The organism is Pseudomonas aestiva, assembly GCF_039908605.1.
Taxonomy (GTDB): Bacteria; Pseudomonadota; Gammaproteobacteria; order Pseudomonadales; family Pseudomonadaceae; genus Chryseomonas; species Chryseomonas aestiva.
The window spans coordinates 4,200,481-4,223,460 of record NZ_CP150916.1; the positions used below are offsets into that span (position 1 = coordinate 4,200,481).

Annotated in this window: 19 protein-coding genes; 8 read left to right on the forward strand and 11 right to left on the reverse strand. The window is 67.6% G+C overall.

All coding sequences use genetic code 11. The features are described 5' to 3' along the window. Positions 1-135 precede the first annotated feature (135 nt). From AABM56_RS19475 to AABM56_RS19485, 3 genes are all read right to left on the reverse strand, one after another. Entirely contained in the window at positions 136-714 is a 579-nt protein-coding gene (locus AABM56_RS19475; RefSeq protein WP_059313566.1) for a YceI family protein, read from the reverse strand. 35 nt (positions 715-749) lie between these two features. Next, positions 750-1,304: a cytochrome b gene (locus tag AABM56_RS19480; protein ID WP_133861437.1), complete on the reverse strand. Its 555-nt coding sequence runs from the start codon at positions 1,302-1,304 to the stop codon at positions 750-752. 173 nt (positions 1,305-1,477) lie between these two features. Then, positions 1,478-3,055 (reverse strand): FAD-dependent oxidoreductase, encoded by a 1,578-nt coding sequence (locus AABM56_RS19485; protein ID WP_347883653.1) that lies wholly within the window; start codon positions 3,053-3,055, stop codon positions 1,478-1,480. A gap of 173 nt (positions 3,056-3,228) precedes the next feature. Here AABM56_RS19485 and AABM56_RS19490 point away from each other — a divergent pair, with 173 nt between their 5' ends. The 3 genes from AABM56_RS19490 to AABM56_RS19500 all read left to right on the forward strand — a co-directional run bounded on the left by AABM56_RS19490 (position 3,229) and on the right by AABM56_RS19500 (position 6,095). Beyond that, positions 3,229-4,629 (forward strand): adenosylmethionine--8-amino-7-oxononanoate transaminase, encoded by a 1,401-nt coding sequence (locus AABM56_RS19490; RefSeq protein WP_133861439.1) that lies wholly within the window; start codon positions 3,229-3,231, stop codon positions 4,627-4,629. 13 nt (positions 4,630-4,642) lie between these two features. Then, a complete protein-coding gene (locus AABM56_RS19495; RefSeq protein ID WP_133861440.1) occupies positions 4,643-5,371 on the forward strand; it encodes a 16S rRNA (uracil(1498)-N(3))-methyltransferase in 729 nt (242 codons plus the stop codon). Between the two features lie 64 nt (positions 5,372-5,435). Continuing rightward, positions 5,436-6,095 (forward strand): HAD-IA family hydrolase, encoded by a 660-nt coding sequence (locus tag AABM56_RS19500; protein ID WP_187980358.1) that lies wholly within the window; start codon positions 5,436-5,438, stop codon positions 6,093-6,095. On the opposite strand, the gene AABM56_RS19505 is transcribed toward AABM56_RS19500, so the two are convergent. The 8 genes from AABM56_RS19505 to pilG form a co-directional block, all read right to left on the reverse strand. Beyond that, on the reverse strand, positions 6,092-6,559 hold the full coding sequence (locus tag AABM56_RS19505; protein WP_007161686.1) for a chemotaxis protein CheW: 468 nt from the start codon (positions 6,557-6,559) through the stop codon (positions 6,092-6,094). The two genes, AABM56_RS19500 and AABM56_RS19505, sit on opposite strands and share 4 nt — an antisense overlap. Before the next feature lie 11 nt (positions 6,560-6,570). After that, entirely contained in the window at positions 6,571-7,590 is a 1,020-nt protein-coding gene (locus AABM56_RS19510; RefSeq protein ID WP_133861442.1) for a chemotaxis protein CheB, read from the reverse strand. After that, the gene (locus tag AABM56_RS19515) at positions 7,583-14,713 is read right to left on the reverse strand and encodes an Hpt domain-containing protein (RefSeq protein WP_347883654.1); all 7,131 of its coding nucleotides are present in this window, start codon (positions 14,711-14,713) and stop codon (positions 7,583-7,585) included. The genes AABM56_RS19510 and AABM56_RS19515 overlap by 8 nt, the downstream gene beginning before the upstream one ends. Before the next feature lie 11 nt (positions 14,714-14,724). Further along, a complete protein-coding gene (locus AABM56_RS19520) occupies positions 14,725-15,573 on the reverse strand; it encodes a CheR family methyltransferase (protein WP_133861444.1) in 849 nt (282 codons plus the stop codon). A 61-nt stretch (positions 15,574-15,634) separates the two neighbouring features. Further along, positions 15,635-17,665, reverse strand: a complete 2,031-nt coding sequence (locus tag AABM56_RS19525; protein ID WP_133861445.1) for a methyl-accepting chemotaxis protein — start codon at positions 17,663-17,665, stop codon at positions 15,635-15,637. A 161-nt stretch (positions 17,666-17,826) separates the two neighbouring features. Further along, the gene (locus AABM56_RS19530; protein WP_133861446.1) at positions 17,827-18,363 is read right to left on the reverse strand and encodes a chemotaxis protein CheW; all 537 of its coding nucleotides are present in this window, start codon (positions 18,361-18,363) and stop codon (positions 17,827-17,829) included. A 49-nt stretch (positions 18,364-18,412) separates the two neighbouring features. Next, positions 18,413-18,778, reverse strand: coding sequence for a twitching motility response regulator PilH (gene pilH, locus AABM56_RS19535; protein WP_007161680.1), 366 nt, complete (start codon positions 18,776-18,778; stop codon positions 18,413-18,415). A 40-nt stretch (positions 18,779-18,818) separates the two neighbouring features. Then, a complete protein-coding gene (gene pilG / locus AABM56_RS19540) occupies positions 18,819-19,226 on the reverse strand; it encodes a twitching motility response regulator PilG (RefSeq protein WP_007161679.1) in 408 nt (135 codons plus the stop codon). A 220-nt stretch (positions 19,227-19,446) separates the two neighbouring features. Here pilG and gshB point away from each other — a divergent pair, with 220 nt between their 5' ends. From gshB to pyrR, 5 genes are all read left to right on the forward strand, one after another. Next, a complete protein-coding gene (gene gshB / locus AABM56_RS19545; protein WP_133861447.1) occupies positions 19,447-20,397 on the forward strand; it encodes a glutathione synthase in 951 nt (316 codons plus the stop codon). A 103-nt stretch (positions 20,398-20,500) separates the two neighbouring features. Further along, positions 20,501-21,379 (forward strand): TonB family protein, encoded by an 879-nt coding sequence (locus AABM56_RS19550; RefSeq protein WP_133861448.1) that lies wholly within the window; start codon positions 20,501-20,503, stop codon positions 21,377-21,379. A 55-nt stretch (positions 21,380-21,434) separates the two neighbouring features. After that, on the forward strand, positions 21,435-22,004 hold the full coding sequence (locus AABM56_RS19555; protein ID WP_133861449.1) for a YqgE/AlgH family protein: 570 nt from the start codon (positions 21,435-21,437) through the stop codon (positions 22,002-22,004). Further along, positions 22,001-22,453 carry a Holliday junction resolvase RuvX gene (gene ruvX / locus AABM56_RS19560; protein WP_133861450.1) on the forward strand — a complete coding sequence of 151 codons (453 nt, stop codon included), beginning with the start codon at positions 22,001-22,003 and terminating at the stop codon, positions 22,451-22,453. Before AABM56_RS19555 ends, ruvX begins: the two co-directional genes overlap by 4 nt. Positions 22,454-22,455: 2 nt before the next feature. Further along, on the forward strand, positions 22,456-22,965 hold the full coding sequence (pyrR, locus tag AABM56_RS19565; RefSeq protein ID WP_133861451.1) for a bifunctional pyr operon transcriptional regulator/uracil phosphoribosyltransferase PyrR: 510 nt from the start codon (positions 22,456-22,458) through the stop codon (positions 22,963-22,965). Positions 22,966-22,980 lie beyond the last annotated feature (15 nt).

Here is a 22,980-nt window from a genome sequence, read left to right on the forward strand (position 1 = left end):
TCGGTAGCAGACCATGAGGCGGGAGGCGAGTTCTGCCGGGAAATCCCGGTGTCGCCCGCCTCGTCGGCAAAAACGACCAGGCATAAAAATGCCGGACGAATCCGGCATCTTTGGTTACAACCTGCGGGCGTCCCGTTACTGGCGCACGCCTTCGAAGGACAGCATGAATTCCACTTCCTGGGATTTCGGGCCGAGGTCCTTCTGGATGTTGAAGTCCTTGAGCTTGAGGGTGGTGGTGCCCTCGAAGCCGGCGCGGTAGCCACCCCACGGGTCCTTGCCCTCGCCCATGAAGTGGGCCTTGATGGTGACCGGCTTGGTCACGCCGTTCAGGGTCAGGTTGCCGGTGACGTCGGCGGTGCCATCGCCGGTGGGGGTGACCTTGGTCGATTCGAAGCTGGCCTGGGGATGGGCGGCGACGTTGAGGAAGTCGGCGCTGCGCAGGTGCTTGTCACGCTCGGCGTGGTTGGTGTCGACGCTGTCGGTGTTGATGGTCACCTTGACCTTGTCGGCGGACGGATCCTTGGCATCGAAGCTGAAGTTGCCGTCGAAGTCCTTGAAGGTGCCGTACAGCCAGCTGTAGCCCAGGTGCTGGATGCGGAACTGGATGAAGGCGTGCTGGCCCTGCTTGTCGATCTTGTAGTCGGCGGCCATGGCCTGGCCAGCGCCCAGCAGAGCGGTACCCAGGGCCAGGGCGGCAACGGTTTTCTTCAGCATTGGATGGAGCTCCAGGTGGTGGTGGGAAGCGAACATCAGGAAGGGGTATGGACCCGGCCGAGCATGCGGACCAGGGTGCCGTCGCGGTCGACGAAATGGTGCTTGAGCGCGGCCAGCATGTGCAGACCGGCCAGGACGATCAGCGTCCAGGCGAACCAGAGGTGGATCTTGCCGGCGGTATCGGCCTGCTCCGGCAGGCCGCTCAGGGTCGCCGGAACCTTGAACCAACCGAAGACATCGATGGCCACGCCATCGGCGGTGGAGATCAGGTAGCCGGCCACCATGACGCTGAGCATCAGCCCATAGAGCAGGAAGTGCCCGGCACCGGCGGCGCGGCGCACCAGGGGGCTGCCCTCCACCGGCGGCGGCGGACTGACCAGGCGCCAGAGCAGGCGCAGCACCAGGGCGATCAGCAAGAGGATGCCGGCGCTCTTATGCAGTTCAGGGGCGGTGTGGTACCAGGTGTCGTAGTAGTCCAGGGTGCGCATCCACAGGCCGGAGGCGAACATGGCGACGATCGCCAGGGCCATGACCCAATGCAGAACCAGACTTACCAGACCGTAGCGAAGGCCATCGTTGCGCCAGTGCATTGCTTTTCTCTCCTGAAAAAGCTTTGCCTAAGCCTAGCCGCAAACGTATCGATGGAAAGCGGAAAAAGTGTCGAATCAATATCGAAGGAATCGATGGATCGGACGGCGCGCCAAGGCCCCGTCCGCTCCGGACCAGACGCTGCGCGGTGGCAGCGTCCGAGCCTGGGTCGCGATCAGAACGACCAGTGGAACAGCTTCCAGAAGAAGCCGTGCTCGCCACTGTCCTTGGCCGGTGCGGCTTCGGTGGTCTTGGGCGCAGCAGCGGGCTGGGCAGCGGTCTTGGTACTGGCCACGACCGGCACCACGGCCTTGCCGGCCTTGAGGTCGCGGACCTGACCGGCAGCGCGCTGACCGCTGGCCAGGGCGCCTTCCAGGGTGCCCGGATGCAGCGGATCGGTGTGCTCGCCAGCGAAGATCACCCGGCCGGCGGGCTTTTCCCACAGCCGCCAGTAGCGGGTGATCTGACCCGGACCATAGGCCAGGTAGGCACCGCCCACGCCCGGATCGCGGCTGTAGCGACGGACTTCGTAGCCGGAGAAGGCCCCGCGCGCCTTGGGATAGAAGGCGTGGAAGCGGATCAGCACCTGATCGACCATCTGCTTGTCGCCGAAGGCCTGCACCAGACGCGCGCTGTCACCGGCCAGGTTGACCAGCACATTGGCGCCGCCCTTGACGTCCGGCTCCACCCACAGCATGCCCAGGCCCTGGTCGCTGTAGATCTCGCCGCTCATGCGCGACTTGCTGTCCCACACCGGGGTCTTGAACTTGAGCAGGATCTGGTCGCGCCAGCCATAGGTGGTGCCCTTGATCGCCGCCTGCTGAGTGGCGTCCAGCGCCGGGGTCATCTGCACCTGGCCGAGGGCGCGCAGCGGCACCGCCATCACCACGTAGTCGGCCTTGTAGCCGGTGGCACCGGCCTTGACCACGACACCGTCCTTGTCCTGGACGATACTGGAGACCTTGTTGTCAGTCTTGATCGTCTTGATCTGCTTGACGAAGGCCTGGGCCAGCACCTCGCTGCCACCGGGCAGACGGGAGGCGCGCAGGTCCTTGTCGTCGACGCCGCGATAGACGCGGGTCTGCTGGGCCAGATAGAGCAGCGACAGCCGCGAGGGCTCGTCGTAGCGGACGCGGATGCGCTGGTTGATCAGCTGGCGCGCCACCGGCGGCAGATTCTGCTTGTCCAGCCAGGTGGCGGCGTTGATCTGGTCGAGGGCGTGCAGGGTCGGGGTGGCGGTCGGCTGCAGCGGATCGCTGATGGCGGCAGCCAGATCGTCCAGGGACTTGTCGACGCGCTTCAGGGCATCGGCCACGGCCGGCATCTTCTGCGCCAGGTCTTCCTGGGAAAAGTACTGGCCTTCGATCAGATAGCCCGGGGTGCGCACGAAGGACGGCGCATCCACGGTCTTGAGCTTGAAGGTGTCCAGGTAGTGGTTGAGCACCGGCTGGGCCTTGGTATCGCCGATCCATTCGCTGGAGGCGAGACCGGAACGACCGCCGACGCGCGCGCCGGCTTCCAGCAGGGTCACGTTCCAGCCGGCCTGCTGCAGTTCATAGGCCGAGGCCAGACCGGCCATGCCGGCACCGACCACGATCACCGAGGGACCACTGGGCGCTACGGGTGCCGCGGCAGCCTTTTCCGGCGCCTTGTGCGTCTCTTTATGGGCCTTCTCGGCAGCGCCTGCGCTCAGGCTGGTAGCGAATACGCCGGCTGCCAAGCAGACGGTAAAACCTGTCCAACACGACGACATCTTTTCTAGACTCCTGGGACCGGGAAACGGCGGTGGCGCAGCATACGCCAGCGGCCCCGGGGCAACCAGACGGCGCCATGACCGGCAATCGGCCCGCGCCTTGCTCCCGTCGCGCGCCCTGGCTTAGGCTTGCGCCCCCTTTTTATCGCCGGGCCCGCCGCCAGGAGACGCCAATGACCAATCACGACTGGATGCGCCGTGACCTGGAGGTGCTCTGGCACCCCTGCACCCAGATGAAGGATCACGAGCAGCTACCGGTGATCCCGATCCGCCGTGGCGAAGGCGTCTGGCTGGAGGACTTCGACGGCAAGCGCTACCTGGATGCAGTCAGCTCCTGGTGGGTCAATGTCTTCGGCCACGCCAATCCGCGCATCAACGAGCGCATCAAGGCCCAGGTCGACCAGCTGGAGCACGTCATCCTCGCCGGCTTCAGCCACCAGCCGGTGATCGAGCTGTCCGAGCGCCTGGTCGCCCTGACCCCGGCCGGCCTCGACCGGGTGTTCTATGCCGACAACGGCTCCTCGTGCATCGAGGTGGCCTTGAAGATGAGCTACCACTACTGGCGCAACGTGGGCCAGCCGGAAAAGCGCCGCTTCGTCACCCTGACCAACAGCTACCACGGCGAGACGGTCGCGGCCATGTCGGTGGGTGACGTGGCGCTGTTCACCGAGACCTACCAGGGTCTCTTGCTGGACACCCTCAAGGTGCCCAGTCCCGATTGCTACCTGCGCCCCGAGGGCATGGACTGGGAAGCGCATTCGCGGCAGATGTTCGCACACATGGAGCGCACCCTGGCGGAGCACCACGCCAGCGTCGCCGCGGTCATCGTCGAGCCGCTGATCCAGGGCGCCACCGGCATGCGCATGTACCACCCGGTCTATCTACGCCTGCTGCGCGAGGCCTGCGATCGCTATGGCGTGCACCTGATCCACGACGAGATCGCCGTGGGCTTCGGTCGCACCGGGACGATGTTCGCCTGCGAGCAGGCCGGCATCCGTCCGGATTTCCTCTGCCTGTCCAAGGCCCTCACCGGCGGCTATCTGCCGCTGGCCGCCTGCCTGACCACCGATGCGGTCTACCAGGCCTTCTACGACGACTACCACACCCTGCGCGCCTTCCTGCATTCCCACAGCTACACCGGCAATCCGCTAGCCTGCGCCGCCGCCCTGGCGACCCTGGACATCTTCGCCCAGGACGACGTCATCGAGGCCAACAAGCCCCTGGCCCGGCGCATGGCCGAGGCCACCGCGCACCTGGTCGATCATCCCCACGTGGGCGAGGTGCGCCAGACCGGCATGGCCCTGGCCATCGAGATGAGCGCCGACAAGGCCCGCCGTACGCCCTACCCCTGGCAGGAGCGCCGCGGTCTCGCCGTCTACCAGCACGCCCTCTCCCGTGGCGCCCTGTTGCGACCCCTGGGCAACGTGGTCTACTTCCTGCCGCCCTATGTCATCACCCCTGAGCAGATCGACTTCCTCGCCGAGGTGGCGAGCGAAGGCATCGAGCTTGCCACCCGCACCTCGGTCAGCGTCGCCCTGAGCGACCTGCACCCCAACCACCGCGATCCCGGCTGATCTGGAGTCCGCCATGCGTCTCACCCGCTGCCACCTCGACCTGCCCCTGGCCCTCGGCCACCTCGACCTGCCCGAGGCCCAGGCCCACTACCTGGGCCGCGTACTGCGCCTGGCGCCGGGGGATGCCGTGCAGTTGTTCGACGGCAGCGGCCGCGAATACCTCGGCCAGGTCGCCGCGGTGGGCAAGAAGACCCTCAGCGTCGAGCTGACCGAGGAACTGCCCGGCCAACCCGATTCGTCGCTGCGCATCCACCTCGGCCAGGGCCTGTCCCGCGGCGAGCGCATGGACTGGGCGATCCAGAAGGCCACCGAACTGGGCGTGGCCGAGATCACCCCGCTGGTCAGCGAACGCTGCGAGGTGCGCCTCAAGGACGAGCGCGCCGACAAGCGCCTGCAGCACTGGCGCCAGGTCGCCATCAGCGCCTGCGAACAGTGCGGTCGCTCCACGGTGCCGCTGATCCATTCGCCGCAGCTGCTGGCCGACTGGCAGGCCGGGCTGGACGCCGATCTCAAGCTGGTCCTGCACCCGGTGGCGGAGCCTCTGGAAAGCCATGCCCGCCCCACCCGCCTGGCCCTGCTGATCGGCCCGGAAGGCGGCCTGAGCGAGGCCGAAGTCACGGCCGCCCGCGCCGCTGGTTTCCAGCCGGCCCGCCTGGGACCGCGGGTGCTGCGCACCGAGACCGCCCCGGTGGTGGCCCTGAGCGTGGCCCAGCAACTCTGGGGTGATTTCCAGACCCCCTGATCTGCCCGCGGGCCGCTGCCCACGGCGGTCCGTCCCTTCCCCACGGATAGTTTTGGAGCCCCGGATGACCCTGCCCTCTCGCCCCTACGCCGCCTTCCTGTTCGACATGGACGGCACCCTGCTCACCAGCGTGGCCTCCGCCGAACGCGCCTGGAGCACCTGGGCACTCGGCCACGGCCTCGATCCGGCGGACGTCCTCGCCGTGATGCACGGAGTGCGGGCCGTGGAAACGGTGCAACGCTTCGCTCCGGCGGGCGCGGACATCGACGCCGAGACCCGCGCCATCACCGAACTGGAGATCGCCGACGTCGCCGACATCCAGGAAATCCCCGGCGCGGCGGCCTTTCTCGCCAGTCTGCCAGCCGGCAGCTGGGCGCTGGTCACCTCGGCCTCGCGCCGGCTGGCGGAAGTGCGGCTCGCCGCGGCCGGCATGGCCCTGCCGCCGGTGATGATCTGCGCCGAAGACGTCACCCAGGGCAAGCCCGCGCCGGACTGCTTCCTGGCGGGTGCGCGCAAGCTGGGAGTGGCGATCGGCGACTGCCTGGTGTTCGAGGATGCCCACGCCGGCTTTGCCGCGGCCAAGGCGGCCGGCGCCGATGCCGTGGCCATCACCGCGACCCATCGCCAGCCGCTGGACCTGGGGCTGCCGACCCTGGCGGATTACCGCGGAGTCGCTGTCAGCCTGGATGAAAACGGCAAGATGCGCCTCACCCGGCAGTCCTAGAACACACCAGCAGCGGCCAGCCGTTCTTCTACGCCGATCAGATCGGGAATGCGCGCCGTGCCACCTTCGTAGGCCACGGCGCCCAGCTCCAGGGCGGCCAGGGGCACCTCGGCGGCGACCAGCTCCGGGGTGATGCGCAACGAGCGCGGAATGCTGCGGATCAGCAGCGCCAGGAAGCGCACCCGCTCACGCCCACCCAGGGCGTTGAGGATGGCCACCCGCGCATGGCGATCGCCATCGAATTGCGCGGCACTGCCGCTGGACAGCGCTTCGAAACTGATCAGCGGCAGGCGCAGATCGCGCCAGGCGACCTGGCCCAGGCACCAGTCCGGCTGCACCGGCAGCGGCCGAATCTCGCGACAGGGCACCAGCTCGGCGACCGCCGCGTTGGGCAGCAGCAGGGTACGATCGGCCAGGGTCAGCAGCAGACCGGTCAGGTGTTCGGCGGGAGCGGCGGTCGACATGGGGAATTCCTTTAGCTTCGCTGCTCGGCCAGGCGCGCCACCAGGGCTTCGGCCAGGCCGCGGGGATCGGCGGTAAGGGTCGCAAGACCCGATTCGCGCAGGCTTTCCGGCATGCTCGGGGCGATGCAGGTGCTCGCCGACTGGGTCCAGAGCGTGCCACCGCGACGCCGCACATAGGGCGCCGAAGCGGTGCCGTCGTTGCCCATGCCGCTGAAGACGATGACCCCGCAGCGCGCGCCGAAGTGCTGCGCCAGATTGAGCATCATCTGGCTGATCGACGGCGTATAGGGCTCGGGCCAGGCGCGCTCGACGATGTCCAGGGCACCAGAGGCGCGAAAGGTCAGCTCCTGCTGGGTCGGCACCACCACCACCTCGCCGCAGCGTACCGGCTCACCCGGGCGCGCGCCCTGGATATGCCATTGGCTGTGCCGGCCGACCGCGCGCAGCAGGCTGGCGGCAAAGCCGTCGCCGATGTGCTGGGCATAGAGGAAGCCGACCGGCAGACCGCCCGGCAGGGCATCGAGAAAGGCCTTCACCGCCGCCGGACCGCCCAGGGACGCGGCCAGCAACCAGACCTCGGGGGCCGGATCGCCGGCTGGCAGCGGCAGATTGGCCAGGGGTTCCGGCAGGGTCAGGCGCGGCGGTCGCGGCTGGTCCTGCAGCAGGGTTTCCAGGGCCGGGCCGACCGCCGCCACCGGATCGCCGATCAGCCGCTTGAGCTTGCCGATCAGGCGCTTTTCCCACTGGGTGAAGGGGTCGGTGAAACGCTCGGGGGCCTGGCCTTCGCCGAACAGGATGGGCACCTCGGCCCCATCCAGCAGCGCGTCTACCAGTGGCGACTCCTCCGTCTGGCTCAGGTCGATCAGCCACAGGTCGGTCGCGACCGTGGGCCAGGCCGCTTCGTCGAAGCGCTCCGGATCGCTGTTGAGGACGACGTGATAGCCATTGTCGGCCAGCACCTGCTGCAGCACGTGGCGCTGCAGCGGACTGTCGGCCAGGATGGCGACGCGGGCGGTGTGCATCTCAGTCATCTTGCCTGACCAACCGATGGATGTGGGCCAGGAGTTCGCTCTCCTGGTAGGGCTTGCCCAGGTATTCGTTCACGCCCAGGCTCAGCGCCCGCTCGCGGTGCTTTTCCCCGGTTCGGGAGGTGATCATCACGATCGGCAGGTCCTTGAGGCGCGGGTCATGGCGCACCAGGGTCGCCACCTCGAAGCCGTCCATGCGTGGCATCTCGATGTCCAGCAGCAGGATGTCCGGCTGCCGCTCCTGCAACTGGGCGATGGCATCCACCCCGTCCTTGGCGGTGAAGACTTCCATGCCGTGGCGTTCCAGCAGGCGGCTGGTGACCTTGCGCACCGTGACCGAATCGTCCACCACCATGACCAGCGCCGGCCGGGTGACCTCGGCCACCGTAGCCGGGCCCTGCGCCAGCCGGGCGAGCTCTTCGCCGCTGGCGCGCTGGCTGCGGATCATCGCCAGCAGGTCGAGAATCACCACCACGCGCCCGTCCCCCAGCAGGGTGGCACCGGACAGACCCGGTACCCCGGCGAATTGCGGACCGAGGCTCTTCACCACGATCTCCCGCGAGCCGGCCACCGCATCCACCTGCACGGCTACCGCGTATTCGGCGGAACGCACCAGCACTACCGGCAGCGGCAGACTCTGGCCGCTCAGCTTGGGCTGCTGGCCGTTGTTGAGCAGATGGCCCAGGTAGCGCAGGTCATAGTGCTGGCCGCCGTATTCGAAGGTCGTCGCCCCCGGGCGGTAATAGCGCTCGAGATCGGCCGCGGTCACCCGCACGATGCCCTCGATGGTGTTCAGCGGCACGGCATAGAGGTCATCGCCGGCATGCACCATGAGCGCGCGGTTCACCGACACGGTGAACGGCAAGCGGATGGTGAAGCGCGTCCCCTCGCCCGCCACGCTGTGGATGTCCATGTTGCCGCCGAGTTGCTTCACCTCCTGGTGCACCACGTCCATGCCCACGCCCCGCCCGGAAATCTGGGTGACGGTCGGCGCCGTGGAGAAGCCGGATTCAAGGATGAATTGCAGCAGGTCCTGATCGGTGAGTTGCGCGTCTTCCGCCATCAGGCCGCGCTCGATGGCCTTGCGGCGCACCGCGGCCAGGTCGATGCCCCGGCCGTCATCGGCCAGGGTCAGGATGATGTCGCCGCCTTCACGGCGCAGATCCAGGCTGATCACGCCCTCGGCCGGTTTGCCGGCGCGCTGGCGCCCGGCGGCGTCCTCGACCCCGTGGTCGATGGCGTTGCGCAGCATGTGCTCCAGCGGCGGAATGATCCGCTCCAGCACCGTGCGGTCCAGCTCGCCTTCGGCGTTGTCGACGCGCAGCTCGATCGGCTTGTCCAGTTCGGCGCTGACCTGGCGTACCACCCGGTGCAGTCGCGGCACCATGCGCTCGAAAGGCACCATGCGGGTCTGCATGAGGCTTTCCTGCAACTCGGTGTTGACCCGCGCCTGTTGCAGCAGCAGGGTCTCGGCATCGCGATTGCGCTGGCCCAGGGTGTTCTTCAGATCCAGGAGGTCGGAAGCCGATTCGAACAGCGCCCGGGACAGCTGCTGCAGCTGGGAATAGCGATCCAGCTCCAGGGGGTCGAAATCCTCGTAGCCGGCGCGATCCACGTCTTCGTGGTGGCGACTGATGATCTGCGCCTGGGTCTCGGTATCCAGCCGGCGCAGCTGATCGCGGACCCGCTCGATGGTGGCTTCCATCTCGCCGAGGGTGGTACCGATGTCGCTGACCTGCTGTTCGACGCGGCCGCGGAAGATCGAGGTCTCGCCCGCCAGGTTGACCAGCTGTTCCAGCAACGCGGCCGGTACCCGCACCAGTTCCTGGGAAGAGCGCCGCTGCGCCGCCTGCTGGCGGACCTGCTGCAGGCGCTGCACGAAGGGCAGCGGCGCAGCCGCTGGCGCAGGCGTCTCGGCCGCCACCATGACCGGTGCCGCGATGTCCTGCTCAGGCGATATGGCGAGCGGGCTCGCGACGCCGGGCTCGGCGTCTGGGCCTGGCGTCTCGTCATCCACGGCCAGGTCCGCGGCCGCCGGCAGACCAGACTCGATCGCGACTTCCGCTTCGGCTTCGGCCTCGGCTTCGGCCGTCTCGACCGGCACCGGGGACGTACTCGCCGGGGCGGCGGCCGGCAGTGCCAGCTGGGCGACCGCCAGCTGCAGTCCGTCGACCCCCTGGGTCGCCAGGGCGCGTACCCGCTCGCGATCGCCCTCGCTCAATCCCACGGCGAGCGAGCGCAATTCCGCCAGTTGCTGTTCCAGTTCATGGGCCTGCTCACCCAGGCCGTGCAGACCGGCCAGGCGTGCACCACCCTTGAGGGTATGCAGGCAGCGCAGCAACTCGTCCACCGCCACGTCGGGCGCGGCCGGCCAGTCCGCCAGGGCCTCGTCCATGCTGACCAGCAGGTCCTGGGCTTCCTCCATGAAGATTTCGAGGATTTCCGCATCGGTGTCGGCGTCGAAGACCGGTGCGGCGACCACGGGCGCGGCTGTCACGCCGGCCGCCAGCGGCTCGCCGCGGTAGTCACGCAAGGCCTCGATCAGGTCGCCAGCCGGCGCCGGGGCCTGCCCCTGGGCCAGGGCTTCGAGTTGTTCGTGCAGACGGTCGTGGCAGCGCTGCAGCAGACTGCCCAGGTCGGCACCGGGCTTGATCCTTCCCCGCGCCAGACCCTCGTAGAAGGCCTCCAGGGCATGGGCCAGATCGCCGATGGCATCCACCTCGGCCAGGCGCGCACCGCCCTTGAGGGTATGCAGGTCGCGCAGCAGGGATTCCAGTTCGAGACTGTTGTGCGGTTCGGCTTCCCAGGCGCGCAGCGAGTTCGCCATGCTGTCGAGCAGGTCGCGACTCTCTTCGATGTAGATGGCCAGCAACTCGGCGTCGGGTCCCTCGTCCGACTCCGGCGCGGCGGCCAGGGGCGTCGGCGCACACAGCGACGACTCCGCAGCCGTCGGCTGGTCCGCGATGGCTTCGCCGAGCTCAAACTCGCCTGGGGTAGACCCGGCGGCGTCCGACCCCAGCCGTTCATCGAGATGGCCGGTACGGATGCGCTGCAGGCGCTCGACCTGCTCGCCATGCTCACTGACCGGGTCACCCGCCGCCAGCTCTTCGAGCTGCGCGGCGAGGCAGCCATGGGCGTCACGCAGGGGGTTGCCCAGTTCGGCGCCACCGGCGAGACGGCCATCGAGCAGGCCTTCGTAGATGGCGTCCAGCTCCGTCGCCAGACGCGCGACCGGCATCACCCCGGCGAGATGGGCGCCGCCCTTGAGGGTATGCAGATCGCGCTGCAGGGTGCCGAGGTGGAAGCGCTGCTGCGGCTCCACCAGCCAACGCTTCAGGGCCCGGTCGGCGCTGTCCAGCAGATCCTGGGCTTCCTCGAGGAAGATCAGCTGCATCTCCGGATCGACGGGCTCGGCAGCCTCGGGCTCGACCTCGACGGCATCCGCCGGCTCGCTGTCCACCAAAGGTGGCAGCAGCTCTTCCGGCTGATCCAGCGACTCCAGCTCAGGCTCGGCTTCGGCTTCGGCTTCGGCTTCGGCTTCGGCTTCGGCTTCGGCTTCGGCTTCGGCTTCGGCTTCGGCTTCGGCGGGCAATTCGACGTCCAGCGCCAGCTCGGGTGCGACCGGCGTGGCCGTTGCCGGATCGAAAAGCTCTTCGGGTTCGGGCTCGGCCAGCAGGTTGGTGGCCGCCATGGGCAACCCGGCGAGAATGCCGGCCAGCAGGCCGCGCAGGCCCTGGATCCGCTCTTCGCTCGGCGTGGCCCGCATGCCACCGGCCAGCTGGTTGAGCATGCTGATCAGGGCTTCCTGGGCCTCTGCCGCTTCGCGGAAGAAGGCCTCGTCGGCAGGCAGCGAACCGCTCGCCGCGGCGGCATAGACCACCTGCAGCGCTTCAGCGAGTTGCTCGACATCGGCCAGTCCGACCCGGGCGGCCCCATCGGCAAAGGTATTCAGCCGCTCGGCCAGCAGGTCCGCGCAGGCCGCCTGGTCACCACCGGTCCGCCAGGCATGCAGGCGCTCATCGGCCTCCAGCAACAGGTCCATTCCGGGCATCAGGAAATCGGTCAGCCGCAGGATGTCACGCTGCTCCGGCAGCGGTGCCTCGGGCAGCGGCAACTGGGGATCCAGCTCCTCCAGCAGCGCTTCGCAGGACGAGATGACGTCCGGCGCGCCTGCCAGCGGCGTTGCCAGCGCCCCTTCGTCGAGTTCGCCCAGGCGCTGCTCCAGCAACTCGGCACCCCGGGCCAGCAAGGCGCACTCGGGTTCGGCGAAGGCGACATGGGCGAGCTTGTATTCCTTGGCCAGCCGTTCCAGCGCGGACGCCAGCTCGGCCATCGGCGAACTGCCCGCCATATGGGCACTGCCCTTGAGGGTGTGCAGGGCACGCAACAGATTGTCGGAGACCGGCTGGGCACTGCCGGCTTCGGAATGCTCGAGAAAGCGGCGCACGGTTTCCAGGTGCGCCTGGGCCTCGGTGCGGAAGATATCCAGCAGCTGGGTATCGGCTTCGGCGGCGACGGGTGCCGCGGCCTCAGGCTCAAGCACCTCCGCTTCGGGGAGCGTCGCCGGCGCGGAGGCGGCTGCGCTGCCCGGTGAGGTACGCTCGGGCAAGGCTTCGTTACGGGCCAGCGCATGAGCGGCGTGGGCCAGCCAGTCGACGTCGTCGCGCTGCCGCTGACGATTCTCGGCGTACTCCTCGACCAGCTCCGGCAGCAGGGCGCAGGTCTGCTCGACCACCGTCTGCAGGGCGGTGCTGTGGGCGACGCTGTGGTCCAGCCGGCGATTGAACAAATTTTCCAGGGCCCAAGCCAATTCGCCGATGACCAGTGCCAGGACCATGCGGCCACTGCCCTTGAGGGTGTGAAAATTGCGCCGCAATTCACTCAGGGCGGTGCGCTGCTCGGGGTCGGCCTCCCAGATCGGCAGCCAGCGTTCCAGCTCCGCCTGGACCTCGCCGGCCTCTTCGATAAAGACCTCGCGCAGCTCGTCCTCGACCGGCTCGGCGTCGGCCGCGGGTGGCAGCAGCGCTTGCGGCACCTGCGCCGCCGGAGGATTGATGGGATCGACCGGCGCGGCCAAAACCTCGGCGATCGCATCGGCATCGGCGGTCGCCAGCGACAGGCTGTCCGCCTCGTTGTCGGCCAGCAGTGCCCTGGGTTCCTCGTGCGCGGGCGCGGTCTCGCCAAGCGGCTCGTCATCCGCCCCCTCGGCCACTGCGTCTGCGTCCAGAAGATCGGCGGTCAGCGGCGCTTCCGCTGCGGTTGGCTCGAGTTCGGCAGGGGAGGCTTCGCCAGCCGCTGCAGGCTCCTCGACCGGCAGGGCGGTGAGTTCCAGCGCCTCTTCGGCCCCTGGCTCCGCAACCAGGGGCTGGTCTTCCGGCAGATCCAGAGCCGGCGTCGCGACCTCGCCGGGGGCCAGAGACGCCGCCTCGCCTTCGCCAGCCGCCCTGGGCGGATAGCCGAGGGCGATGAGACTCTCGTCGGCGATGTCGAGGATCATGTCGTGGGGCGTGGAGGGATCTTCCGCCAGGCGCTCCAGGTAGTACTCGACGCTGGTGATGGCGTCGGCCAGGGTGTCCAGGCTCTGCCAGTCCGGCACGGCCTGCTTGCCCAGCAGCTGCTGGCAGATGTAGTCGTTGGCCGCCTGCACCTGGGCCGCGGCCCGCTCCAGCGGGATCATCGCCAGGCCGCCGCGGACCTGGGTCAGCAACAGGGGCACCGACTCCAGGTGGACATGGTTCCACTGGGAGGCGATGAACTCGATGATGGCGTCCTTGGATTGCTCCAGGCCATTGCGCGCCTCGCGCACCACCACCCGATGCAGCTGATCGATGTCGGTGGTGGGCAGCCGGCTCTCTTCGGCATCGCCCACCTCGTTGCCGCTGACCATGCCGGCCAGGGTGGCTTCGACATAGAGCAGCGCCCCGGCGATATCCATCAGGGCGGCGTCGCTGGCCTCGTGCACGCCCTCGGCCAGTTCGGCGACGGCTTCGTGCTGTTCGAGCACCACCTTGCGCGGCTGACCGAAGCCCAGCACCGCCAGGGTATCGGCGATCTGCTTGAGCGGGGCCAGCAGACCGCGCAGGCTGGCGGGCTGCTGGCGATCGCTGCGCACGAACAGGTCCAGGCTGTCCTTGATCTGCACCAGCTCTTCGCACAGCGCGGTCACCACCGAGCGCATGGCTTCGCGATCCGGACCGACGATGCGTGAGCGCTCGAAGCCCACCAGCTCGGCATCCGGCAGGGCCTCGTCGAGGCGATAGTGCGCCTTGAGTGCGGCGATGCGCGGACTCTGCACCGGCGCCTTGGCCAGGTAGAACAGCAGATTCTTCAGCAGATCGGCCGGCGCCGGCTGATTGAGGGTGGTCACCCCATCGCTGATGAGTCGCTTGAGTTCGCGATCCAGCTGCCGCAACAGGCCGCGGATCGAACTGCTGTTGTCCAGCTCGCCGGCCTGCAGCAATTCGGTGAGGCCTGCGGCCACCGGCCAGAGCGCGCCGAAGGGCGAACCGGCGCAGAGCTGGTCCAGGCGCTCGAAGACCCGCAGCAGGTAATCCAGGTGCAGCTGGACATCGCGGTCGCGGAACAGTCCGACCTGAGCGCCCTGCAGCGCCTGGCGCAACTTGCGCAGGCGCGGCAGCCAGTCCGGCGCGGCGCGGTCGGCCAGTTCGGCATCGCTCAGCGACAGCGGCGTGGCGGACAGATCCGGCGAGAACAGGCTGGTCTCGGAGAGCAGCTTCTCGCCGCGCGCCGACCGCAGGTCGTTGAGCAGCGGCAGGATGGCCAGAGGCAGATCGCGGCGGGCCTCGAGGACCCGATCCAGATAGGGCGGAACCTGCAGGATGGCCTGCATCAGCACTTCCAGCGCCTCGTCGGAGCTGTTCACCCGCTCTTCGTGAAGAGCTTGCAGCAGCAGCTCCATCTCCTCGGCGAGCAGCGCGGCACCGTAGAACTCCACCATCTGCAAGGTGCCGTAGACCTGATGCACATAGGTCCGGCAGAAACCCAGGCGGCTACGGTCGTGCGGGTTGTCGACGAACGCCTCGAGCGCCTTGCGGGCCTGCTGCAAGGTTTCGGCGATCTCGCCCTTGACCCACTCGAGAGCTACGTAGTCGTGTCGATCGATCATCTCGGCTCCTGTCATGCCGGGTGGTCCAGCTGGCGGGTGAACGCCAGGACTTCGGGATGATCGACGGGTGTCAGTTGCGGGTGGCTCCAATTGCTCACCTCACCGACACCCAGGACCAAGAGCCCACCCGGTGCAAGCCGCTGGACCAGCTGGTTGAGCAGGTCTCGACGCAGCCAGCGGCGGAAATAAATCAGCAAGTTCTGACAAAAAATGACGTTGAGCCCCTGCAAGGGGGCCTGCCCCAGTTCCAGCACATTGAGCCGGGCAAAGCACAGTCGCTCCGCCAACCCGGCAGCAACGTCGAAGTTGCCGTCGCCACGGGGACGAAAATACCGCTCGCGCAGGGCGGCCGGCACCCCGGCCAGTCGCTGCAGGCTGTAGGTGCCCTGCCGCGCCTGGCGCAGGGCTTCGCTGCTGATGTCGGTACCGGTCAGGGCGAACGTCAGCGGGCGCGTCTGCCGCGTGAGCACTTCGGCGGTGCTGATGGCCATCGAAAAGGCTTCCTCGCCACTGGCACACCCCAGGCTCCAGAGGGTCAGGCTATCGCCCTCGGCGGTCTTGGCGAACTCGTTCACATAGGTTTCCAGCAGCGCGAAGGACGGCGGATGGCGAAAGAAGCGGGTGGCCTGGATGGTCAGGCGGTCGAGCAGCCGAACCCATTCGATGCGCCCGCCGATGCCGGCGCAGACGACCTGGTAGTAGCTGTCGTAGTCCGCGATCGCCAGTTCGCGCATGCGCGCGGCCAGCTGGATCTGCAGAAAGCTGCGCTGGCGATCGTCCAGCACCATGCCGGCGCGGGTTTCCAGCAACTGTCGCCAACGCTCGAAGTCCGCATCCGGCAGCTCGGGAGCACGGCGCAACGCCCAACTCGACTCCCCCACCCCGTCTCCCCCTCGCCACACCACGATGTGGCCGCTGTGTTCAGCCCAGCGGCTGCTCGTTCGGCAGATTGAAGCCCGAGACCGAACGCCGCATCTCGCTGGCCAGCTTGGCCAGCTCGCCGATGCTGCGCGCGGTGGCGGTGGTACCGGTCGAGGTCTGCGAGGTGATCTCCTGAATCACGTTCATGGTGCTGGAGATGTGGCTGGCGGACGAGGACTGCTGGCGCGCGGCGTTGGAGATGTTCTGGATCAGCCCGGCCAGGCTCTGGGAAACCTTCTCGATCTCTTCCAGGGCCACACCGGCGTCCTGGGCCAGGGCGGCCCCGCGTACCACTTCCGAGGTGGTCTGCTCCATGGAGATGACCGCTTCGTTGGTGTCGGTCTGGATCGCCTTGACCAGGGCCTCAATCTGCTTGGTGGCGCCCGAGGAACGCTCGGCGAGGCGCTGGACCTCGTCGGCGACCACGGCGAAGCCGCGGCCGGCGTCACCGGCCATGGAGGCCTGGATGGCGGCGTTCAGGGCCAGGATGTTGGTCTGGTCGGCGATGTCGTTGATCAGGCCGACGATGTCACCGATCTCCTGGGACGATTCGCCCAGGCGCTTGATCCGCTTGGCGGTGTCCTGGATCTGCTCGCGAATGCTGTCCATGCCGATGATGGTGTTGTGCACCACCTGGTTGCCCTTGTTGGCAATGGCCACGGAGCGCTCCGCCACCGCGGTGGATTCGGAGGCGTTGGTGGATACCTGGTCGATGGACACGGCCATCTCGTTGATCGCCGCGGAAGCCCCGGCGATTTCCTGGGCCTGGTGTTCCGAGGCCTCGGCCAGCACCGTGGCGGTGTCCTGGGACTCCTGGGCGGCGGCGGCCACCTGGACGGCGGTCTGGTTGATGGTTTCCACCAGTTCGCGCAGCTGGTCGATGGAGTAGTTGATGGAGTCGGCGATGGCGCCGGTGAAGTCTTCGGTCACCGTGGCCTGCACGGTCAGGTCACCGTCGGCCAGGTCGGCGATCTCGTCCAGCAGGCGCAGAATGGCGGTCTGGTTGCGCTGGTTCTTCTCGTCGGTCTCGGCCAGGCGGCGGCGGGTGTCGCGGACCAGGATATAGCCGATGCAGAGGATGGCGCCGAGGGCGATGAACACCAGCAGGTAGCTGCCCACGGTGTTGATCTTGCGGCTCTGGGCCAGGGAGGCATAACTGCCACTGAGGTCGGAGGCGGAACCGAGCAGCGCCTGGGAGCCGCGATAGATCAGGCCCACGGCGGAACGAATCTGCAGCAGCTCGGGCGAGGTGGCGAGAATCTCGTCGACGTTGCCGGAGACGAATTCGAACAGCTTGTTGGCTTCGTTGAGGCGGCCGACCGCCTCGGGGTCGGTGATCTTGGCGATGCCCATGGAGGCATTGCCTTCACGCATGGCCTTGAGCACCCGGCCGAACAGGCTGGCGTCGCGACCAAAGCTGTCGGCAGCCTGCACGGCGGCTTCGTCGCCGGTGAGGATCTTGTTGATGGCGCCGAGGATTCGCTCGGCGAGCAGTGCCTGACGCTGGGCCACCACCACCTGACTGGCGGGCGCGCCGCGCTCGATCAGGATGTCGACGATCTCTTCGTTCTCGACCTGCAATTGGGGAATGGTATCGGCCAGGGCGCCGGACAGCTGGTGCAGGGACAGCACGGTCTGCTCACTGCCGAGCATGCTGTCGACCTGCTTGCGCTGGTTCTCCCACTGGGACTCCAGGGTATCCAGACGCGGACCGAGGATCGCCGGCGAAGGCGGCAGGCCGGTCTGCGGATCACCGCTGCGCAGGATGTTCAGGCGGCGCTCGAACTCGGCACGCGCCTGACGCAGGTCCTTGAAGGCCTCGGCCTTGCCGGTGGCGGCCTCACTGGCGCTCTTGGCCAGCTGCTGCGAGAGGATGCGCAGCTCGGTGGCCTGGCCCTGGTACTGGTTGTCGTAGTTGGTCTGGGTGCCCAGGTACGCGAAGTTGGCGAACAGCAGCACGATCGCGACGATCAGCACCACGAACATGCCCGCGACCCACGCGTTGAGTTTCCCGGTATTGAGTTTGTTCATCAGCGGCCCCCGCCTGGACCTTGGTTCCTTTAGTTCTATCCTTGTCGGACGCCAGACCGGTTCGCTTGAAGCCGGTGTTCGGCGCCCTACCCCCACCCGTCGGCGACGGCTCCTGCCATCCCGACCCCGATCCGCCTTGCAGCGTCCGGACGTCTGGCGACCTAGGCCGCGACGTCCATGAATTCGGGATGCTCGACCAAGGCGCGCGGACTGCAGACCAGCCAGGGCACGTCGCGTTGGAAGACACCTTCCAGAAAGAAGTGCAGGCCCGACGGCACGCTGTCGGCGTGCTCGCGATAGGCCTCGATGTCGAAATGCTGCATACCCAGGACTTCGTCAACCGCCAATCCGACGAAGAGGTCGCCATGGTCGACGATCAGGATCCGCCGCTGTTTGCGCAGGGCCTGGATCTTCACGCCGAGGAACTGCCCCAGGTCGGCGATCGGCAGCAGGCGACCGCGCACATTGGCCACGCCCTTGAGCCATGGCTTGACGCCGGGCAGGGCGGTGAAACGCGGCTCCGGCAGGATCTCGCTGACCTCGCCCATGGGAATCACGAAGCGCAATTCACCGAGACGAAAGCCGATGCCACTCCAGCTGCGCTGGTTTTCCTGTTGCGCCGGCAGACCGGCTGCCCGCTCGCGGCAGCGCAGATCGATCAGGCGCAAGAGCTCGTAGGGCGTGGTGGCGTCGCTCATAGGATTCCCTGCCCAGTGGGGCGCTGCCGCGAGAAACGGACGAAAGACCTCAGCCTTGCAGGACACCCGCCAGGGTGCGCAGCAGGGTGTCTTCGTCGATGGGCTTGGTGAGGTAGTCCTTGGCGCCCTGGCGCTTGCCCCAGACCTTGTCGGTTTCCTGGTCCTTGGTGGTGACGATGACCACCGGGATATGGCTGGTCTCGGCATCCTTGGTCAGCTGCCGGGTCGCCTGGAAGCCGTTGAGGCCGGGCATGACGATATCCATCAGGACCGCGTCGGGCTTCTCCTGGCGGGCCAGGGCGACGCCGTCGGCGCCGTTCTCGGCCTTGAGCACCTGATGACCATGCTTTTCCAGCATGGCGGTGAGCTTGTACATCTCGGTGGGAGAGTCGTCGACGATCAGAATTCGAGCCATGAAAATTTCCTACTAGATAGAATCGCCCGCCTCAGGACACTCAGGACGCTTGTTCGAGCGGAGTGAAACTGGGGACGTGGGTCTTGATCGCACCGATCAGCTCTTCTTTGCTGAAGGGTTTGGTGAGGTACTGGTCAGAGCCGACGATGCGGCCCTTGGCCTTGTCGAAGAGTCCGTCACGGGAAGAGAGCATGATGACGGGCGTCGCGCGGAAGGCGCTGTTGTTCTTGATCAGCGCGCAGGTCTGATAGCCATCCAGTCGCGGCATCATGATGTCCACGAAGATGATGTGGGGATGACTATCGGCGATCTTGGCGAGCGCATCGAATCCATCGATGGCAGTGATGACTTCGCAGCCAACTTTCTTGAGCAGGGTCTCGGCGGTCCGACGAATCGTCTTCGAGTCGTCGATCACCATGACCTTCAGCCCTTCCGAATACTGTTCCATGTTCAAGCTACCAGCTCATCGTCGATGCAACGTGAATGATGTCGATCCGGGCACTTTGGCGGCGCCTCTTTGTAGCACACAATACCGTGACGTACCACGCAGATCCCCCGGTGGCGGACCACCGGCCCGCCTACCACGACGATCGCGCAAGCATTGGCACTGAAGGGGATCGAAGGGCTATTCTGACGCCTTGCCCACGTAGAACCGAGGTCTAGCGTCAATGAGTATCCGTCTGGGGATCGTCATGGATCCCATCGAACGCATCTCCTATAAGAAGGACAGCTCCATGGCCATGCTGTGGGCGGCCAAGGCGCGCGGCTGGACCCTGCACTATTTCGAGATGCAGGACCTGTACCAGGTCGATGGCGAGGCCCGCGGTCGCGGTCGGCAGCTGGACGTGTTCCAGGATCCGGAGCGCTGGTTCGCCTTTGGCGAAGACGTCGACCTGCCGCTACGCGAGCTGGACGTGATCCTGATGCGCAAGGATCCGCCCTTCGACAACGAATTCGTCTATGCCACCTACCTGCTGGAGCAGGCCGAGCGTGGCGGCACCCTGGTGGTCAACCGTCCCGCCAGCCTGCGCGACTGCAACGAGAAGTTCTTCGCCACCCTGTTCCCCGAGCTGGCGCCGCCAACCCTGGTCAGCCGCCGCGCCGACATCATCCGCGAATTCGCCCGCACCCACGGCGACGTCATTCTCAAGCCGCTGGACGGCATGGGTGGCAGCTCGGTGTTCCGTCACCGCGAAGGCGACCCGAATCTTTCGGTGATCCTCGAGACCCTGACCGCCCACGGTACCCAGCAGATCATCGCCCAGCGCTATCTGCCCGGTATCAAGGACGGTGACAAGCGCATCCTGATGATCGACGGCGAACCCGTGGACTATTGCCTGGCGCGCATTCCGGCCCAGGGCGAGACCCGCGGCAACCTGGCCGCCGGTGGCCGCGGCGTCGCCCAGCCGCTGTCGGCACGGGACCGCGAGATCGCCGCGACGGTGGGTCCGGAATTGCGCAAGCGCGGCCTGCTCTTCGTCGGTCTGGACGTGATCGGCGAGCACCTGACCGAGATCAACGTCACCAGCCCGACCTGCATCCGCGAGATCGATGCGGCCTACGACACCCGCATCGCCGAACGCCTGATGGACGTGATCGCGCAGCAACGCGCGGGCTGAGGCGCGCGTCCATGCCGCCCGCGGCGGCATGGACAACCGCGGATACAATCCGCAGACTGGCGCCAGCCCTGCCGCGCGTCCTCTGCCCTTGCCGACCCAGTCAATGCCCAGCACCGCCTCCTCCCCCGCCGCCCAGGTTCGTCCCGCCGACCGCCTGGGCTTCACGCTGCTCATCGCGACCCTGCTGCACGTCGTGCTGATTCTCGGCGTCGGCTTTTCGCTGCCCGAGCCTACCCAGATCAGTCGCACCCTGGAGGTGACGCTGGCCAGCTTCAAGAGCGACGAGGCGCCCAAGCAGGCCGACTTCCTGGCCCAGGAAAACCAGCAGGGCAGCGGTACGCTGGACAAGGCGGCGGCGCCGAGCACCCCGGTGCAGGCGCCTTTCCACGACAGCGAGATCCGCCAGGCCGCGCCTCCGGCTCGCCCGCCGGCGGCGGATCGCGCCCAGGCGCCCAAGGCCGCGGTGACCACCCGCGCCGCGCGGCCGACCAAGGCCGAACCCAGTCGCGAGACGCCGGAGCGGGAGCAGCGCGATGCGCCCAGCCCCGAGTCCGACAGCCAGGCCGCCGAACTCGCCAGCCTGGAAGCCCAGCTCGCCGAGGAACGCCAGCAATACGCCAAGCGGCCGAAGATCTGGCGGATCAATGCCGCCTCGACGCAAAAGGACAAGGGCGCCCGTTACAAGGAAGAATGGCGGCGCAAGATCGAACGCATCGGCAATCTCAACTACCCCGAGCAGGCCAAGCGCGACCGCCTCTACGGCAGCCTGCGTCTGCTGGTGGCCATCAACAAGGACGGCTCGCTCTACGAGGTCCAGGTGCTGGAATCCTCGGGACGCCAGGTGCTGGACCAGGCGGCGCTGCGCATCGTCCGGCTGGCGGCGCCCTTCGCTCCGTTCAGCGGCGAACTGGCCGACATCGACCGGCTGGAGATCATCCGCACCTGGCGCTTCGAGCGTGGCGACCGCCTGTCCAGTCAATAGTCCGGGACGCCGTTGGACTTGAAGCCGGACCGCGCAACCGGGAAACTTGCCGGTCATGAAGCCGACCTCCAGCACCACCCTACAGCACCAGCTCCTGATCGCCATGCCGCAGATGGACGATCCCCATTTCGCCGAGACGGTGATCTACCTCGTCGACCACGGCCCGGATGGCGCCATGGGCCTGGTGATCAACCGCCCCAATGGCCTGCACCTGGACGACCTGCTCGAACAGCTGCGCCCCGAGATACCGGTCACCCAGGAAGATGCCCAGGTCGTGCTCTATGCCGGTGGCCCGGTGCAGACCGATCGGGGCTTCGTCCTGCATGACGCCGGCCCGGTGTTCCAGAACACCCTGGAACTCGAAGAACTGAGCCTGACCACCTCGCCGGACGTGCTCTTCGCCCTCTCCGACGGCACCGGCCCGAGCCGCCACCTGATCACCCTCGGCTACAGCGGCTGGGGCCCCGGCCAGCTGGAAGAGGAACTGGCGGCCAATCTCTGGCTCACCACCCCGGCCACCAGCGCCCTGCTGTTCGAGACGCCGAGCGAGCAGCGCCTCGGCGCGGCCGCCGCCCTGCTGGGGGTCGACCTGCGGCTGCTCTCGCGTCAGGCGGGTCACGCATGAGCGCGCCCAGCGGGCTCTATCTGGGGTTCGACTATGGCAGCCGCCAGATCGGCGTCGCCGTCGGCCAGGCCGTGACCGGCCAGGCCCGTGAACTGCTCACCCTCAAGGCGCAGAACGGCGTACCCGACTGGCAGCAGATCCAGCGCCTGCTGGACGAGTGGCGCCCCACCGCCCTGGTGGTCGGTCTGCCACTGAACATGGACGGTACGCCCAGCGAGATGAGCGAGCGCGCCGAACGTTTCGCCCGCCGCCTGCAGGGGCGCTACGGCCTGCCCGTGCATACCCATGACGAGCGCCTCACCACCTATGCCGCCAAGGGCGAGCGCCTGCAGGGCGGTCAGCGCGACGGTTATCGCGAACGCCCGGTGGACGCCCTTGCCGCCGCCCTCCTCCTGGAAGGCTGGCTGACCCAACAACTGGAACGGGCCGCGCGCCCGCAATCGGAGTAGCCATGCACCTGCCCTCTCCCGCCGAGCTCCTGCCGCGGCTGGCCGCCGACCTGCGTCTGTCGCTGAATCGCCGCGGCATCACCGATCCCGGCTTCGTCGGCATCCACACCGGCGGCCTCTGGGTCGCCGAGGCCCTGCTGGCCGAACTCGGCCTGGACACCCCGCTGGGCAGCCTGGACGTCTCCTTCTACCGCGACGACTTCACCCAGAAGGGCCTGCACCCGCAGGTGCGCCCCTCGGCCCTGCCGTTCGAGATCGATGGTCGCCACCTGGTGCTGGTGGACGATGTGCTGATGAGCGGTCGCACCGTGCGCGCGGCGCTCAACGAACTCTTCGACTATGGCCGTCCCGCCAGTGTGACCCTGGTCTGCCTGCTGGACGTCAATGCCCGCGAATTGCCGATCCAGCCCGACGTGGTGGGCGCCACCCTGAGCCTGGCCCCCACCCAGCGCGTCAAGCTGACCGGCCCCTCGCCGCTCGCCCTCGAATACCGCGACGTCCCCGCCGCCTGACCTGGATTCGCTGCC